Genomic DNA, 13,342 nt, shown 5'->3' with positions numbered 1-13,342 from the left:
GACGGATCCCGTCCGACTTGCATGTATTAGGCCTGCCGCTAGCGTTCATCCTGAGCCAGGATCAAACTCTCCATTGTAAAATGAAGTTTTTGATTCCAACTATTTACATAATCAGAATTCTTTTTTTATATCTCTGATCTTGGATCGAATTGAACTAATTCTTGAATTTGTTCATGACTTTCGTTTGTCTACTCGTCACGCTTACATGATTGTGTTTTCTTAAAGAACTTTGTCGCTTCAACTTCCGTATCCGCTTTATTCCGATAGGCATTGCGCCTCTCTTTATCGTTTTGTTTTTCCCCTCGTTTCCGTTGGGACTGCAAAGGTAGAAATCTTTTTTGAACTTCCAAAAACTTTTTGAAGTTTTTTTTCTTTTCTCTTTTTTCGATTTCCGCGTTTAAAATAAACTGAGCGGGATTTTAAATCCTGTCAGGCTTCTCTTAAACCCTTATTTTTTCATGGTTCCTTCTTTCGAAGCAACCGTTCCTCCCTTGCGGAGTGGTGCAAAGATAGGGAGTTTTTACAATCACTTCCAAGCCTTTTGTTCTTATTATTTTCATTTCGCCCTTAACTGCCTGTAACGGTGCGAGATTCTTTTTGGTTTTTGACCACAGACCTGCGTCGAAGGTGGCAAAAAGAGTACTTTCCTAAGATCTGCAGCGGATTTCAATCCCTGCTTCCCGTACGGGCTTCCGCTCAGAGCACCGGAAGGGGGTGGCTTGCGCAAGAAAGTACTAAGGTCGGACGGGAATGGCAGCGCAGCCGATGGACGGGAACGGGCGCAAAGATAGCAGGCAAAAGAATAGAAAAACATCAAGGTGCATAATGCGGTCAGGATCCTCTGCCAAAAGCCTGCGCGGCCCCTCGGGTAGAATCCGTACCGGAAAGGACGGAAAATTGTGCCGCCGGAAAGATGGCACCGCAAGGATACCGCAGCACAGCTTATAAAAGGATGAAAGCATACAGCACTCCTGATTGACCCTTTTAATAGCTATACTTTCTTACCACTTTACTTAGGGTTTAGTTAGGGTTTAGTTAGGGTTTGTTTAGGTATAGCTTAGGTTATAGCTAAACAAACCCTAACTAAAGGCTAAACTAACTCTAGATAAAAACTAAACTAAAGAATAAGCAATCCAGAACTCTTCCTCCCTTAGGGAGGAACCATGAGATCTCTCTCATCATAAAACGATCCAAACCCAGTCGGCCTGAGCGTCAGGACTTATATTGAAAGATCTTATCCGATTAACGATCTGTTTTAACAATCAACTGTCTACTTATATAACAGGCAATTTTACAACTATTGGAATATCTCTTTTTTCAGTAAATTTGATCTAGGTTAATAAATAACAAAAAAGAAGACCTTATTTTTAAGAAATTAAAGATATTAAATACTTTTATTGCACATAAAACCATATTGGTCCATGATAGATTATGCTCAGCTTTTAAAACAGGTAGAAGAATATGCTGAAACTTATATTACAGAAAATATTTCAGTTTGCCATTGTTTTCACAATACGATACACACACGTTCTGTTGTACGTGCTGCGGAGGAGATTTCATCGCACTATAAACTAGGAGAGGAGGATCACTTTATTGTTATTAGCGCGGCCTACTTTCATGACCTTGGCTACGTAAAATCTGACAATGCTATCGGCCATGAGAAGATAAGTGTCGAAATTGCTTTCAATTTTCTCCAGGATAAAGGAATACCGGAAGCCGTACAGGAAAAAATCAAAGGTTGTATTTTGGCAACGAGAATGCCTCAGGACCCCACAAACCTACTGGAGCAAATTCTCTGCGACGCGGACCTATTTCATTTTGGGAATGAGGATTTCGTTACCAGAAACAAACTGATGAAAGCCGAAGCCGAAGCAGTATTAGGGAAGGAGATCGATAAAGACGTATGGCGGGCGGGCACAATCAAACTATTAATGAGCCATCATTATCATACTGAATATGCGCAGCAAAAGCTTAATGCCAAAAAGGAGATGAATCTAAAAGAACTGGAGAAAAAACAGGAGAAATCTATCTCAAAAAATAAAGAAAGCAAAAAAGAAGACAAGAAGGAAAAGGAAAAGGAGAAAGGCAGTAAGCCAGAACGTGGGATAGAAACAATGTTCCGGATTACGTCCTCAAACAATCAGCGATTAAGCGACATGGCAGACAACAAGGCCAACATCCTGCTAACGGTCAATTCTATTATCCTTTCCGTCGTGATTGCTGTCTTATTTCGGAAACTAGATGCCAACGAGCACCTTATTATCCCAACAATTATTTTAACAACGGCCGTGGTAGCAACCATGGTCATGGCAATACTGTCTACAATCCCCAAAATTCCCTCTGGTAAATTCTCAAAGGAGGAAATCGAACAAAAATCAGTCAATCTGCTCTTTTTTGGGAACTTTTACAAGATGAAACTCGACGACTACAACGAAGGCATGCAGAAGGTAATGGTCGATTCGGAATTTCTATATGGCATGCTCACCAAGGATGTTTATTCGCAAGGTGTGGTATTAGGCCGAAAATACAAACTTCTACGATACGCATATGGAATTTTTATGTTTGGCCTTGTGATATCGGTTGTTTCTTTTGTCGTCGCAACCATATTTTAATGTGATCCTATAAACACAGCGGAATATGTCAGGATCATGTTGTTCAAACTTTCTTTTTTATTTAAAAAGATGCCGCCTTTAAATCAATCATTAGCGACCAATAGACCGCATCATTTATTGATGTTGTTGTAAGCATGTTGCCATAACCATAAATTTATACGGATGAAGAAGAAAGATCTTTATATCAACAGAGACATCAGCTGGCTGTCGTTCAATGATAGGGTACTTGACCAAGCTGGTCGTCAGGAGGTACCTTTATTGGAGAAACTACAGTTTCTCGCTATTTTCTCATCCAATCTGGATGAATTTTATCGGGTTAGAATGCCTGTACTGATGGCTTGGAAAAAAATAATGAAGCAAAATCCCGGACAGCTCATTCCGAACATAGATATTGGGACCTATAAAAAAGCGTCAAAAACCATCAATAGACAACAGGAAAAATTTGGCCTAATACTAGCTGATATTATCCAAGAATTAGCAAAAGAAGATATACTCTTAATTTACAATCAAGCTATTCCAGCCGAAATAAAAGACCTAGCAGCCCAATATTTCTTTACTACAATTGCCTCCTACCTCCAAATTATACCGATTGATGACACCTCTTTTTTCCCGATCAACAATCAGCTCTACTTCGTCATTACAGACGACAATACTGGAGCGGTATTCTTTCTAAATGTGCCTTCAAATCATATTGGCCGCTTTTTCACCTGTGAAATCAATGGGAATAAATATGTTGTGCTCATAGATGATATTATCAAAGCATTTTTTCCTGAAGCCATAAGAAATACATCATTAAATTTCTATTCCTTCAAAATCACAAGGGATGCGGAATTAAATCTCCAAGATGAATTTGAGGGTGATATTGCCCAAAAAATCGAGACGGAAGTCAATAAACGTGACCTTGGCTATGCGACACGCTTTCTATTCCAGCCAAATCTGCCAAAACAGTTGATAGAAACACTGGCAACATTATTTGATCTGCGGAAAAGTAGCATTGTCGAAGGCGGAAACTACCACAATCTCAAGGATCTATTTTCATTTCCGATTAAAATAGCGGAACTTTCTTATCCAAAACAGCTGCAAATTAATACGAATCAGAATTTTAAGGAATCTATCTTTGACCAAATAGACCGAGAGGATCTGTTGATCTGTACTCCCTATGAATCGTTCGACCCCATACTGCGTTTTTTTAACGAGGCGGCGATAGATCCAACCGTAGACGAGATTTACACAACCTTATACCGTATCGCCGGTGATTCACATATTGCACAAGCACTCGCTACCGCAGCAAAAAATGGAAAAAGAGTCAATGTATTTGTCGAATTGAAAGCGCGCTTTGATGAAGCAAATAATATACATTGGGCTCGATTGATGAAAGAACAGGGAGTAAAAATTACCTATAGTATCCCCAATTTAAAAGTACACGCCAAAATAGCGCTGGTCAAACGCAAACAAGGTCGAGAAAGTGCATTGCTAGGTACAGGAAATCTAAATGAAAAAACGGCGAAGGTCTACACAGACTATTTCCTCATCACCTCAAATAAGCTATTGACCAACGAATTAAATATGCTATTCGAGTTTTTGCCAGCCCGGAGAAAACCCCATAGTCCAAATGAGCTGCCTTTTAGTCATCTACTGATTGCACAGTTCAACCTCAAACATACATTTTTATCCCTGATCGACCAGGCCACCCAAGCCGCTAAGGCCGGAGAGACAGCTACAATAAAAATTAAATTAAACAATCTGGAAGAAGAATCGTTAATCAATAAATTGTATGAAGCAAGCCGGGCAGGGGTAAAACTGCAGTTATTGGTTAGAGGAATCTGTAGACTAAAACCACAAGTACCTGGATTGAGCGACAACATTGTCGTGAAACGGATTGTAGGACGATACCTAGAACATGGCAGAATATTTATTTTTCAATATCAAGCACAAAGCAGCGTATACCTGGGTTCTTCGGACTGGATGAACCGCAACATTTACCGACGTATAGAAACTTGCTTTCCGCTGCTGAATCTGACATTAGCACATCAAATACAGGAGCTGTTCGATATTCAGTTTGCGGACGACACCGAAGCAACTTTGTTGGATGAACATGGGCAAAATCAGGCAATAGAAACACAACAGAAGAATGTTTCTCAGCAACAAATCCTTAATTATTTGACAGGCAAAATGAAAAAATAGGACTATTCAGCAGGGCACCTCATAAGAGTATGACCAGCCTGAAAGCCCAACAAAATAATCATTGCACGTAAGCTCATTCAGAAACCTGATGACTTCATCAATTTAAATTTAATCATATAATGATGAAAAACCCGACGATATTGACAACGATGGCATTAGGCTTAGCCTCCGCTATTTTTCTCGCCTGCAACCCGAATAATACAGCCAAGGAAAATAACAACAAGCTCACTCATGTTCAAGCTGAAAAACCGCAACAAATACCCTATACATTATCTTCGGGCATAAAGATGAGTTTGCCAGACGAATTATTAGAAATATCCGGGATAGCCTTTCTCGCGGGACAGGATGATGATATTTATGCCATCCAAGACGAGCAGGGCTTTCTTTATAAGTTTAACCAACCGACACAAAAAGTCACGATCAACCCTTTTGGAAAAGATGGCGACTATGAGGATATCTCGATAAGCAATACACATTTCTTTATCTTAAAGAGCAATGGCAGCATCTATTCCTTTCCGATTGCGGAAAAGGACGATATAAAAAACGTTGTTGAACAGAAAAATTTACTCCCAAAAGGAGAGTACGAGGGACTTTTTGTTGACCGCGAAAGTAACCAGGCATACGTATTATGTAAAGAATGTAAGGTCGATAGAAAACAACCACAAACCTCTGGCTATGTCTTTTCAATTGACGAGCATGGTCAATTTCAGCCGAAAGAAGAATTTGCCATCCAGCTTGATCAACTTCAGGCATTTGATGCTAAAATTAAGAAAACGTTCAAACCCTCTGCGTTAGCGAAAAAAGCAGATAGCAAGGAATGGTATATCTTATCTTCTGTCGACAAAACCCTTGTGGTGACCGATGAGAATTTTCGTGTAAAATCGCTCTCTCCATTAGATCCGAAGATCTTCCCTCAACCTGAAGGCATTAACTTTGATTCAAAATTCAATCTTTACATCAGCAGCGAAGCCGGTAATCAGGATAAAGGGATCATTTATAAATTTGAACAAAAATAGGCATGCAAAAGGTTGTAACATTCTTTCTTATTTTTCTTGCTAGTCATGTTTATTCACAACAAAAACATACACAGTCACCTGCACATCAGGGCAAGTCCTTTGCTAAAACCGTCATCAAGGACAGTGTAAGTATCGTTGCAAATGCAAAATATGGTAAAGCCAGTAAATTCAAAAAGTTCTTCCTTGGCGAAAACTACCGCAAAGAATGGGCTGCAGAAACCACCTTACCTTTGCTCCAGCTTTCAACCTTGTACGGGGGACTGCAGCCTGTCAAACAGGGGGGCGGGATGCAATCGGTTTCTCTACGACTTACAGATTCAAGCGGTCGGGAATGGGCACTGCGATCAGTCAATAAAAGGACTGAATCCCTTATACCAGAAGAGCTACATGGCACCTTTGTACAGGATGTCTTGGACGATGCCACTAGCGCGCAGCATCCCTATTCCGCGCTTATGATCCCCGCTTTGGCAAATGCCGTGAACGTCCCACATGCCCATCCAATCATCGGCGTTGTTGCACAAGACAGCATATTGGGTGAATATGCTCCGCTTTTTGAGCATACGGTGGCTTTACTAGAAGAACGTGAACCTCTTGGTGATTCAGACAACAGCCCGAAAGCTGTACGAAAACTACAGGAAGATAACGACGATAACTTTAAGGCTAAGGCATATCTCCGCGCAAGAATGCTGGATGTACTGGTAAGCGATTGGGATCGACACGAGGATCAATGGCGTTGGTACAATGAAAATCAGGATAGCACTGATCACGATAAAGACTATATTCCTATTCCCCGCGACCGGGATCAGGCACTGCGTGTCACACAAGGTTTTCTAATGAAAGATATCTATCAGCAATTTGTCAACCCAGTCATGCAAGGTTTCACGACCGGTATTCCCGATATCCGCTATTCATTGTTTAAATCACGCTTTTTAAATGCTCATCCGAGCAACCAACTTCCTCACAAGGAATGGACCAAAGAGGTCAAGCAATTTGTAGCACGTCTCACAGATTCGGTATTATGGGAGTCGGTACATAGCCTGCCGCAGTCGTCCATTGCTATTCGTGGAGAGCAAATTTTTAAAACACTTCAAAGCCGTCGTGATGCACTACCCATGGCAATGGAAGAGTATTACAATTTCATTAATAACATTGTCGATATTCATCTCAGCGACAAAAACGAAAAAGTAGAAATATACAGCACAGCGAATAAAAACTTAAAAGTCAAAGTTTCGAAGATCAATAAAGATGGTAAAGTCACCAAAGCATTGATGGACAAAACCTATAAAGATTCCCTGACAAAAGAAATTCGTCTCTATCTGGCTGAAGGAAAAGACTCTGTTGTCATCGATAACGCAAATTCTCCTATAAAACTCCGAATTATTGGCGATAACACGCCAAAAACTTATGTGATCAACCAAAGCAAATCGAAAATACAGCTTTACGAAAACACCAAAAATTCCACTTTACTGGGTGAAAAGAACAAAATAAAGCTCCATTATGCACAAGATAGTACCAACACGCAATTTGTTCCTGTAAACCTGTACAACACCTGGCTTCCCCTGGTAACTGCGGGTTATAATGCTGATGACGGTTTTTCGCTGGGGCTAGGGGCTGCTTACACACATCAGCGTGGATTTAGAAAAAGTCCTTTTACTTATAAGCAACAACTTACTGTAGCAACAGCCTTCCGGACCGGAGCTTATAAAATTCACTATAGGGGCGAATGGATAGCTGTTGTCGGGGATGCGGATCTTGTTGTCGATGCGCTAGCAAAAGCTCCTGACAACACGCAGAATTTCTTCGGCGTAGGCAATAACTCGCTCTTCTTAAAGGAACAGTATGGTGCAAAATATTACAGAAGTAGATTCAATATTTTCAATGTCAATCCACAGTTAAGGTGGAAACCTTCAGCTACATTAAACTTTGCCGTAGGTCCGCATATCCAATTTTACCACCTAGATCCGATTGAAAATCAAGATCGATTTATTTTAAATCCCCAAGCTTTACATTCTTACGATAGTTTATCGATTACCAAAGACAAAGCTTTTGCAGGTATCAATGCCTTTTTAACACAAGACTCCCGTAATCGAAAGATTAACCCAAGTAAAGGGCTATATATTGAAGCTACTTTGAATTCCTATTTTGGACTCAATCAGTACTCAAAAAATTCAGCGCAGTTAAGTGCTGCAATGACCGGCTATTTTAGTGCATTCAATGAAGGTATTATATTCGCCAATAGAACAGGAGGGGGCACCGTTGTCGGGAACCCTACATTTTATCAATATCTATTTCTAGGCGGCCATGAAAATCTCAGAGGATTTCGCCAGTACCGATTTGCAGGGCAACAGATGCTTTATAATAACCTAGAGGCTCGTGTTAAAGTACTTGATGTCAAAAGCTATGTTCTTCCGGGTGAATTCGGACTAATGGGTATGTATGATGTTGGGAAAGTGTGGGCAAAGGGCTATAACAACGATAGGTTTCATCAAGGTGTGGGCGGAGGCATTTATTATATCGTCGCTAATGCACTTCCTTTACATTTTGTCATGACGAAATCCAATGAAGGCTGGTATCCCTATTTCAGCACAGGTTTCCGCTTTTAAAATTTTCGATCCATGGAGATAAAGAAAGTACAACTCACAACGGCGAAAATGGCCAATACGTATGCAAATGGCAGGCTGGACTTTGAACCATTTTTCAAATACCTGGAATCTTTTATTGAAAATGGCACTTCATCGGATGACATGATTCCTTTGTTTGCGCTGGAACGCATCAAAGAAATAGAGCATCTCAACGGTAAACTCTGCAAGCATAACCTCAATGCCTATAAAGATATTTTGCAATTGATTTATAGCCTCTCTGTATCGTTGATTGACACTGCTCCAAAAAGGTACTGGGCACTCACAACAGCCCTAGCAGAAGAAGCCTTCTATGGAACGGAAGCCTTTTTCGACCTAGCTAACCATCAGCTTGTGGAGCAAGAAATTCAAGGGAAGATGCGTACCGGAAGCCTTCTTACCAATCAAGAAAAGCTCTTTTATACCCTCATCTTCGAGCGACTCTATGGCTTTTCTTCCAATGAAAACAGCAGTATTGTTTATCATCAACTCAATGATCGGGGGGAGATCGTCGATTATTACGATTTGGACATCGATTTCAAATTTGTTGAGATCAAGGCAAAAAAAACACTTCCTGCGCTTGATATCGGTCGTTTATCGGAAAATCCCAGTGATTCGCTTTTTGATTGGAATACCGTTATCAATACCGTTAAACTGGAAGATTTTGAGTTATCGGGCTTTAGTATTGTAACTTTCAGAAAGACCAGTACGGAACATACTTTACGCCGCATTCAGTCCATTCTATTGGACCTTCCTACATACAATTATCACCTCTTTTTCGCTGATTTAGAAAAAATCATCACACCGCTATTAAAAGGGGCTGATACCGTATTTAGTCTATTTCCGTTATTCCAATTAAATGGGGTCCCATTTTTTGATTATTCAATCACCAATAAGAGCATCTTGATTGCGGAAGCGTATACCGCAAATAAAACCTTCAAGATCAATCCTGAACTTGCGGGCTACCTAAAACATCCGCATGTTATATTTTATACCAATAATGCGACGAATGGCCTCCGAAATACCACATCTATTTTCGACGAGCGGATTGGTCGCTCGGGGGTAACGACCTATCTGTGTATTCCACTTATCCATAATCATTCCCTCTCAGGCATATTGGAAATATACAGCTATGAACAAGATCAGCTCGACAATGAGACAATGCAAGCCTTAAGTTCTTTGGTTCCGCTTTTATCACAATTATCTCAGGATATCACGCTAGAATTTAAAAAACGTATCGACGATATCATCATCAACCGGTTTACGACCATACAGCCCTCGGTTCAGTGGAAATTTAACCATATCGCGGCCCAGTACATTCAGGAACTGGAAAACGATAGTCGGGATGCGCATATCAAAGCGGTTGTATTTGAAGAAGTCTATCCGCTCTACGGTGCTGTCGATGTCAAAGACTCCACGATCATACGAAACGCCTCCATTCTGAAAGACTTTAGCTTCAAGGTCAAACAGCTCGCAATGCTTATTGATGAGCTCTCTTTAGATGGAAAGCACAAGTTGATTATGACTTTTTCAGCACGTGTTGATCAAATTACAGAGTCTCTTGATCATATTTCTTTTGATGAGTCAATGGTCAAGATCATTGAGTTTTTTAGGAAAGACGTACAGCCATTTTTAGAAGAAGCCAGAAAGCAATTCCCGTCAAAAATAGAGGTGATTGAACATTATGCGAAGCATTTTTTCACCAATCGAGAAACCGGTGAATTTTACAGGAATGAATTTGAAACTTCTTTACGCCAGATCAATCAATTGATCGGCAAGGAACTAGACCATTTCAATAGCTTTATCCAGGGGAATTACCCATCGTATTTTCAAAAATTCAGGACAGACGGTATTGAATATGACATTTATATCGGCGAATCCATTACGCCACAACAGCCATTTAGCTACGAATTTATTAATGTATTTAGGCGTCAGCAAATTATTTCTATGGCTAGAATTGCGCTGAAAGCTTACCATGCGAAAGATATTCTGCCTCTGGCTTTAGAAACAACACAATTGATTTTTATCAATCCACATAGCATTGATATCAGCTTCCGGGAAGATGAACGGAGGTTTGATGTAGAGGGATCACTCAATATCCGTTATGAAATAATCAAAAAAAGGATAGACAAAATTCGGATAAAGCGAACCAAAGAACGACTTACCCAGGTCAATAAAATTGCTATTGTCTATTTATCGGATGAAATCCTGGAGGACCTCATGTTAAGTATAAAGGCAATTTACGACATGGGCATCATCGAGCATACCATCGAACATTTAAAACTGGAGGATGTACAGGGAATCGCGGGTTTGAAAGCTATTCGCCTTTCGGTGAATTTAAACTATCAAGATTTCTCCTAAATTTGTCCAATAAAGGGCGGTTTATCCCCATTGGTGTAGGCTACATGTGGTACCGTCAACTGGAGATTTTAATATAATGATTTAAAAAGGATTACCATGATTACTGATGCCAACTATTTTTATCTAAGCGATTTGCTTGGCACCTTATTTTTTGCAATATCAGGCACTCTTTCGGCAAAACGTAAAGATATTGATATTTTTGGGGCAGCCTTTTTAGGCTTTGTGACAGCCATTGGCGGTGGATCGATGCGGGATGTATTTTTGAATCTGCGCCCAGTATGGGTCAATGATAGCAATTACCTCATTGCTATTTTCCTCGGAATTTTAATTGCCATTGTCTTCAATAAACAGTTGTATGGTTATTATCGCACGTTGACACTTTTTGATGCCATCGGAATTAGCTTTTTTACTATCCTAGGGGTACAAAAATCACTCAATTACGAAAGCAATACCTATGCTGCCATTATCTTTGGAATGTTCACCGCGGTATGTGGGGGGATGACGCGCGACGTCTTACTCAACGAAACTCCATTAATCTTTAAAAAAGAAGTATACGCTACCGCCTGTTTAGGTGGTGGCCTCACTTACATCTTGCTGGTACATCTTGATCTTGATCTTTCCTGGGCGGCCTTCATTGGGGCAGCAGTTGTATTTTTAATACGAATGACAGCCGTTAAATATCGTCTATATTTACCCCGGTTGGATTGAGGAAAGTCCTTCTTCGCGTGTGAAGTTTCTATAGCACGCCTTACTGGATGACCAATTCGGTCTCAAAAATGGATTAAAAGGATGGATCAGTGGGTCGAACGCGGATATTTTTGATCTCCAATCAATTTTACGCGGAGGAAGCAACAAAGAAAAAGCGTTAGTATGAACTAACGCTTTTTCTTTTGCTGTGGGAATTTCATTTTATAACCAACGCGAATATTTCCTTTCGCGATAGCATCTAATCGCCCCTTCAGCATCGTTTTCTTCAAGGCACTCAATTTGTCGGTAAATAGTTTACCTTCAATATGATCATATTCGTGTTGTACCACACGTGCAGCCAAACCTGTTAAGTCTACTTCATGTTCTTCAAAGTTCTCATCTAAATAATTGATGCGAATATTTCTGTGACGCAATACGTCCTCATTAATATCTGGGATACTCAGACATCCTTCACCGAAAGCCCATTTCTCACCAGACTCTTCAACCATGATAGGATTGATGAAAACTTTTTTGAACGATTGGAGCACCTCTTTGTTTTCTTCATCATCTTCTGCGAAAGGAGTTGCATCGATAACGAACATACGTATAGGCAAACCTACCTGCGGAGCTGCCAACCCAACACCATGAGCTGCATACATGGTATCGAACATATCATCAATCAATTTCTTTAAATCTGGATAGTCTTCATCTATTTCTTCAGCGACCTTTCTTAATACAGGATCGCCATACGCCACTATCGGAAGTTTCATATGTATTATAATTATTTATAAGTGCCGATACTCATTGCTATACCTGAGTTCGTTACACGTTGTTTGCTTTTAAAGATCACTAGGCACCTGTTGTAATTTTAGCACGATTTTATTTCAGATCATGTCAGGCTAATTGCTCACCCAGAGTCATTGTACTATTTTAACAAGGATACCCTGTAGCACCATTATATTTTTCGGTACAAAGGTACGGATAATTATTAAAAGTGAATATTTCGTCAAAACTTCCATAAAAGTTACTTTTGTTTTATGGATCCTTCGTTTATAAATTTGTCAACGCAGTTCAAGCTTAGGCTCGAGCAAGCTCTTGAAGTCCCATTAGGATTTTGCCAGGATGATGGATTTATACAAATATCCTCTCCGGAATTAGCAATTAACATTTTACTATACCCTCATAACAAATCCGTTAGACGTGATACTTCCGACCCCTGCATCCATATCGATGAAGACCAATTAATAACAAAGTTTGATTTGATCGTCAGGCGCATTGTTTCTAGAACAAAAAATGACAAACGCATCTACGCACGTAATACTGTAGTTGCCCGGATCGACAAAAGAACGAGTTTACAGTTCCTCGTGGAACATCATTTACAAACCGCTCTTCCCGGCAAGTATCGTTATGGCCTTTATGAACAAGGAGAGCTTGTCGCCGTCGCGGTATTCTCTGGAGGACGCCGAATGCTGGATAAAAATGAAGACTATCGCTCATTTGAACTATTACGCTTTTGTAATAAAACAGGTATTAATGTTATAGGAGGCCTAAGCAAATTAATTAAAGCCTTTTGTAGCGATTTCTCACCAGGAGACATTATGACTTTCACCGATCGTGATTGGAGCCAACACTCTTCGCTCGAAAAAATTGGGTTTGTTGCTAAAGAAATTACGGCACCGATTAACTTTTGGATCACAGGAACAAAGCGGTATACCTATCGAAATACAGATGAATTAAAGGTGTTTAGGGAGCAGTTTCCCCATGGCTTTCCCAAAGAAAATATGGGTAGCATCAAGATGATTTTATATATAAAATAAGCTAAATTGTGTATATTGTACACTGTAAAAGTTTGAAAAATAAATAA

The 13,342-nt window shown here is 40.0% G+C and carries 9 protein-coding genes and 1 rRNA gene; 8 read left to right on the top strand and 2 right to left on the bottom strand.

Annotated elements, in window-relative coordinates; all coding sequences use genetic code 11:
• A 16S ribosomal RNA gene (locus ACHWSC_RS09295) occupies positions 1-77 on the bottom strand; the annotation flags it as partial.
• 506 nt (positions 78-583) lie between these two features.
• On the opposite strand from ACHWSC_RS09295, the gene ACHWSC_RS09290 reads away from it, so the two are divergent.
• The 7 genes from ACHWSC_RS09290 to ACHWSC_RS09260 all read left to right on the top strand — a co-directional run bounded on the left by ACHWSC_RS09290 (position 584) and on the right by ACHWSC_RS09260 (position 11,499).
• Positions 584-826: a hypothetical protein gene (locus ACHWSC_RS09290; RefSeq protein ID WP_394676542.1), complete on the top strand. Its 243-nt coding sequence runs from the start codon at positions 584-586 to the stop codon at positions 824-826.
• A gap of 598 nt (positions 827-1,424) precedes the next feature.
• A complete protein-coding gene (locus ACHWSC_RS09285) occupies positions 1,425-2,612 on the top strand; it encodes a Pycsar system effector family protein (protein ID WP_394676543.1) in 1,188 nt (395 codons plus the stop codon).
• 162 nt (positions 2,613-2,774) lie between these two features.
• Entirely contained in the window at positions 2,775-4,796 is a 2,022-nt protein-coding gene (ppk1, locus tag ACHWSC_RS09280; RefSeq protein ID WP_394676541.1) for a polyphosphate kinase 1, read from the top strand.
• 119 nt (positions 4,797-4,915) lie between these two features.
• Complete coding sequence (locus tag ACHWSC_RS09275) at positions 4,916-5,812, top strand: hypothetical protein (RefSeq protein WP_394676540.1); 897 nt, start codon at positions 4,916-4,918, stop codon at positions 5,810-5,812.
• Between the two features lie 2 nt (positions 5,813-5,814).
• Positions 5,815-8,415 carry a hypothetical protein gene (locus tag ACHWSC_RS09270; protein ID WP_394676539.1) on the top strand — a complete coding sequence of 867 codons (2,601 nt, stop codon included), beginning with the start codon at positions 5,815-5,817 and terminating at the stop codon, positions 8,413-8,415.
• 12 nt (positions 8,416-8,427) lie between these two features.
• Complete coding sequence (locus ACHWSC_RS09265; protein ID WP_394676538.1) at positions 8,428-10,791, top strand: GAF domain-containing protein; 2,364 nt, start codon at positions 8,428-8,430, stop codon at positions 10,789-10,791.
• A 96-nt stretch (positions 10,792-10,887) separates the two neighbouring features.
• Positions 10,888-11,499 carry a trimeric intracellular cation channel family protein gene (locus tag ACHWSC_RS09260; RefSeq protein ID WP_088163355.1) on the top strand — a complete coding sequence of 204 codons (612 nt, stop codon included), beginning with the start codon at positions 10,888-10,890 and terminating at the stop codon, positions 11,497-11,499.
• 167 nt (positions 11,500-11,666) lie between these two features.
• Here ACHWSC_RS09260 and def read toward each other — a convergent pair whose 3' ends face one another.
• Complete coding sequence (gene def, locus ACHWSC_RS09255) at positions 11,667-12,248, bottom strand: peptide deformylase (RefSeq protein WP_088163356.1); 582 nt, start codon at positions 12,246-12,248, stop codon at positions 11,667-11,669.
• Positions 12,249-12,515: 267 nt separating this feature from the next.
• Between def and ACHWSC_RS09250 the strand changes: the two genes are divergently transcribed.
• Complete coding sequence (locus ACHWSC_RS09250; protein WP_394676537.1) at positions 12,516-13,295, top strand: hypothetical protein; 780 nt, start codon at positions 12,516-12,518, stop codon at positions 13,293-13,295.
• Positions 13,296-13,342 lie beyond the last annotated feature (47 nt).

Origin of the sequence: uncultured Sphingobacterium sp., from assembly GCF_964277905.1 — a bacterium.
GTDB lineage: Bacteria > Bacteroidota > Bacteroidia > Sphingobacteriales > Sphingobacteriaceae > Sphingobacterium > Sphingobacterium siyangense.
Note: the sequence above shows the minus strand (reverse complement) of the source record. Positions and strands in the feature narration are given on the sequence as shown.

What these genes read in the sequence shown, in the direction of transcription:
- ACHWSC_RS09250 (WP_394676537.1), top strand. Translation starts at nt 12,516, where the DNA reads ATGGATCCTTCGTTTATAAATTTGTCAACGCAGTTCAAGCTTAGGCTC.
- ACHWSC_RS09275 (WP_394676540.1), top strand. Translation starts at nt 4,916, where the DNA reads ATGATGAAAAACCCGACGATATTGACAACGATGGCATTAGGCTTAGCC.
- ACHWSC_RS09260 (WP_088163355.1), top strand. Translation starts at nt 10,888, where the DNA reads ATGATTACTGATGCCAACTATTTTTATCTAAGCGATTTGCTTGGCACC.
- ACHWSC_RS09265 (WP_394676538.1), top strand. Translation starts at nt 8,428, where the DNA reads ATGGAGATAAAGAAAGTACAACTCACAACGGCGAAAATGGCCAATACG.
- ppk1 (WP_394676541.1), top strand. Translation starts at nt 2,775, where the DNA reads ATGAAGAAGAAAGATCTTTATATCAACAGAGACATCAGCTGGCTGTCG.
- def (WP_088163356.1), bottom strand. Translation starts at nt 12,248, where the DNA reads ATGAAACTTCCGATAGTGGCGTATGGCGATCCTGTATTAAGAAAGGTC.
- ACHWSC_RS09270 (WP_394676539.1), top strand. Translation starts at nt 5,815, where the DNA reads ATGCAAAAGGTTGTAACATTCTTTCTTATTTTTCTTGCTAGTCATGTT.